The sequence below is a fragment of the Georgenia daeguensis genome (assembly GCF_039537705.1).
Classification (GTDB): Bacteria; Actinomycetota; Actinomycetes; order Actinomycetales; family Actinomycetaceae; genus Georgenia; species Georgenia daeguensis.
In genome coordinates this window covers 1-3,486 of sequence record NZ_BAABBA010000061.1, presented here as the reverse complement: position 1 = coordinate 3,486, position 3,486 = coordinate 1, and the positions used below count along the sequence as shown (strand labels likewise).

Sequence of the window (3,486 nt, the reverse complement as noted above, 5' to 3'; positions counted from 1 at the left end):
CCTACCACCGCCGTCGACGACAGGACGCCCTCGGCCGGTTGACCCCCATCGAGTACGAGACCATCATGACCACGCCAGCCACCCAGGCTGCGTGACCCAACCTGTCACCTATCCGTGCAGCAGACCCCGATGAGGCCCAGCACCGGGCGCATGTCGTCGCCGATCATTTGGAACGGGGTGTGGTCTTCCGCCCACTTCGGGGCATACTCGCCGCAATATCCGGACTTGGTGAACCAGCCGTTGTTGTGGCTGTCGACAGCGTGCCACAGACCGAAGTTGTGGCCGAGTTCGTGTGGGAACACGTTCCGCAGACCGCCACCATCGAGGTTACCGCGCGCGTAGTCGAGCCACGCTGCCGACGTGTTTCCCATGGCCATGCCGCTGGCTGCTCCAGCGTTCGGGTGTGTGCCGGGAAGCATGCCCTGCATGACCGCATCGTCTCTGGTGGCCGTGTTGTAGAAGAACGTGAGCGCCTCCAGTCCCGACAGGACGTTGATGTACTCGCCAACCTCCGGGAACCAGGTGGTGTCCTCCCACCAGCCGTCGTCGACCTCAAGCTCGAAGGGCGCCATATTGAAGTCCGCGATCGGGAACATCGCCTCTGACCGTTGCGACTGTATGACCGCGTCGGTGTAGCTGGCGGGGCTCGCACTCATGTTGTCCCAATAGACCCCGACCATGCCCAGGTTGAGATCTGGACGGGACTCGTTGAAGCTGACGACGGTCCCGCAGTTGATGGTCCATCGGCCCGACTCAGTCAGATCGCAGCCCGTGCCGCCTCCCATCTCGACCCGCAGCTCGATCTCGCCCGTCGTCCATGCCTCCGGAAGTCGGAAGTTCAGCGTGGCGTCCCGGTCCGAGCGGCGCGAGACCGCGTCGTCGGTGACGTAGATCGTCTGGTCGGGATTCAGCGGCGCAAGCGGTGAGTCGGGCAACTCCACGCCGTCGCGGTAGCCGCGCAGCCGGCCGGATGTGCGGGCGGTGTCCCCGACGCCGTATGTGCGCACGTACGCGCGGACGATGGTGTCGCGGCCTTCGACGAGGTCAACCTCGTTCAACAGCGTCTGGACGCCCTGAGTGACCTCCACCGCGTCGAGGTCGAGCTTTGGGTTCACGCATCCGCTGATCAGGGTTGCGAACTCGGCGGTCGACCGTGCGACGGTCACCTGGCCGCCGCCGAACACGTACTGGTCGTATGCGGCGTGCGCGTAGGCCTCGTCGAAGAAGCCATCCTCGATGGCCAGGACGCCGTACCGGTCGACGGAGTTGTTCTGTGCGTAGGACCCGGCGGAGGCCATGTCGACGCCGGAGTTGATTGCGCCGTCGGTGGACATGCACAGTGACCAGTCAGCGTCGGGGCGGCCCTGGTTCTTCAACAGGTCCGTCGCGCGGATGATCGCGTCGCCCGGGTTCGTGGAGTAACCGATCTGCGCGATGTTGTCGATGCTGTTCGAGACATTCTCCACGACGGTCTCGCTGGTTAGCAGGGTGGGTTGGATCTCCACGCGGGTGCTGCTGGCGGTGCCGTCGTAGGACCACTGGACGAGACTGATGGAGATCGACCCGTCCCGCGGAAAGGTGGTGAGGTCGTCGAGCGCCTCAATGTATCCCTGCTTCTGCATGGCCCAGTCCGCCGAGTCGATCGACCCGGATCCGTCCATCAGAAATACCAGGTCGAGCTTGTCGGAGTAGAGGTCCGCGTTCGCGGGCACGACAGCGGCCGCGGCCAGGCCCGCGCTGACGAGCCCGGTAAGGGCGATAGTGGCGGCGACACGGCGTCGCCGGGATTGGACCCGGCCGGCCGGCAAGGTGGTGGTGGTCGTCGGGCGTAGGCCCATGGGTTTCCCCCTCACATCGTTGTGTGCGTGGGAAGTTACAGCGGACTGCGGGGGCTGTCAGAGGATTGACCAACAGTCCGGTCCGTTCCGTATTCTGACCCACGGATCTGCCCGCAATGGCTGGTCCACTTTCCGTCACCGACCTCGGACGACCGTCCACGGTCCCGAGAAATTCTGTACGCCTCCCCACCTTTCCTCACTCGGCGCCGGTGGGTATGGCGCTGGAGAAGGCCGGGCCGAGCCGATCCCTGGCGGCGAGGGCTACGGTGTCGCCGGGTGGGACGTAGTCGAGGACGTGCGCCAACCCAGGCCGGCTATTCCGACCGGAGTTGTCTGAGCAGATTCGCTCGCACCCGGAGGCGGCGTCCGTCGTCTGAGCCCGCGAGAGCCTGTGGCTGCGTGCTCAGCTGGCGGATCTACAGCCGTCACGCCGTTGACCCCACCGCCGATGAGTGCGTCGGCGATGACGCGCCTCGAATTGACTGTTTGTCGCGGCCCGAGCATTGGGATACTCGGCGGCTTTCGAAGTATGCCCTCCAAGCGTCCCAACTCGCCTGAACGGCGATGAGCTAGCAATGCCCGGTCATGTCTTGACCCTCGCCTATCTCCGTAGCAGAAGCCCGGAACGGGACTCGGAGCAACATAGAAACACCTGGTCAAGAGATGCTGCGTAGGGGGTGCACACCCTATTGCGAACAGTCTCGGCGCGTGGTGGCCCCATGCAGCGGTGCGCGCTCCTCGCCGGGACGCCATCAAGTTGAGTTGTCCCAGTAAGGATCCTCAGACGGGACAAGCGCGCGGATCGCGGCATGAGCGGAAGCCGGAACCTGACGGGCCTGCAGTCAAGGGCCGGGCGCGTGCCGGGGAGGCGTCTCCCGCGTGGAAAGAAGAGGGCTATGCCGTCACGGGCGAGTCTTCTCGGCCAACGACGTCCCGCGCTGTATGTATTTGGATATGACTGACTCCGCAAAAACGTACTTCGACAACGTCGACATATCGCTCTACGGGTTGCTCGACCCAGTAACGCGTCTCGAGGGTCTCGACATAGAGATCGAGATTGACCCCCGTCAGTACCCGAGCGTTCCCGCGATCGTCGGAGAGATCCGGAAGGCATTGGCAGCCGGCGGCGTGCATGATTGCGTGGTTATAGAACGTCGCCGCACGGAGTTCGATTGGGGCGCCTCGGGGGTCGGCGAGGCGATCGTCGTTGGCATTGCCACCGCGTACCTCGCTGACGCGATCAAGGCCGTCGTGGAGCGTCTGGTCACTCACCGGGGCGGGGATGGCGTCATGAGCGAAGCCGAGGCTGAACAGCACGTACGCCAGCGACTCGCGGTTCGGTATGACTTAGACGCAACGCAGTTGGAGCTCGTCACCGTCGCCACATCCGGGGGGTCGGTCGAAGTAACGTTGGCGCACCCAGACGGAGCGCCCGTCTATCGCGCGACGGTCGTCGGGTCTGGGATAGGTGCTCGCGCAACTCGTCTTGAGAGGATTGCCCGGCCGGACCGAGGGCTATAGAGGCTCTTCAGAATTGAGGGTGTAGTCGGGGTCTGAATCCGCCGGCCTCGAGGAGTGATCGGGCGATGTAGTTGGTGAGGTTGCGGAAGCCGAGGGCGGAGCCGCGCAGGTGCTCGAGTCGGCCGTT

General features: G+C 64.6%; 2 protein-coding genes. One reads left to right on the top strand and one right to left on the bottom strand.

All coding sequences use genetic code 11. From position 1 onward, the window contains the following. Positions 1 to 104: 104 nt before the first annotated feature. Positions 105 to 1,838, bottom strand: a complete 1,734-nt coding sequence (locus ABD774_RS21315) for a DUF1194 domain-containing protein (RefSeq protein WP_345045731.1) — start codon at positions 1,836 to 1,838, stop codon at positions 105 to 107. A 954-nt stretch (positions 1,839 to 2,792) separates the two neighbouring features. Between ABD774_RS21315 and ABD774_RS21310 the strand changes: the two genes are divergently transcribed. Then, on the top strand, positions 2,793 to 3,359 hold the full coding sequence (locus tag ABD774_RS21310; RefSeq protein WP_345045729.1) for a hypothetical protein: 567 nt from the start codon (positions 2,793 to 2,795) through the stop codon (positions 3,357 to 3,359). Positions 3,360 to 3,486 lie beyond the last annotated feature (127 nt).

Bases quoted from the DNA above. Each gene is read 5' to 3' on its own strand.
- ABD774_RS21315 (WP_345045731.1), bottom strand. From the start codon at position 1,838: ATGGGCCTACGCCCGACGACCACCACCACCTTGCCGGCCGGCCGGGTC.
- ABD774_RS21310 (WP_345045729.1), top strand. From the start codon at position 2,793: ATGACTGACTCCGCAAAAACGTACTTCGACAACGTCGACATATCGCTC.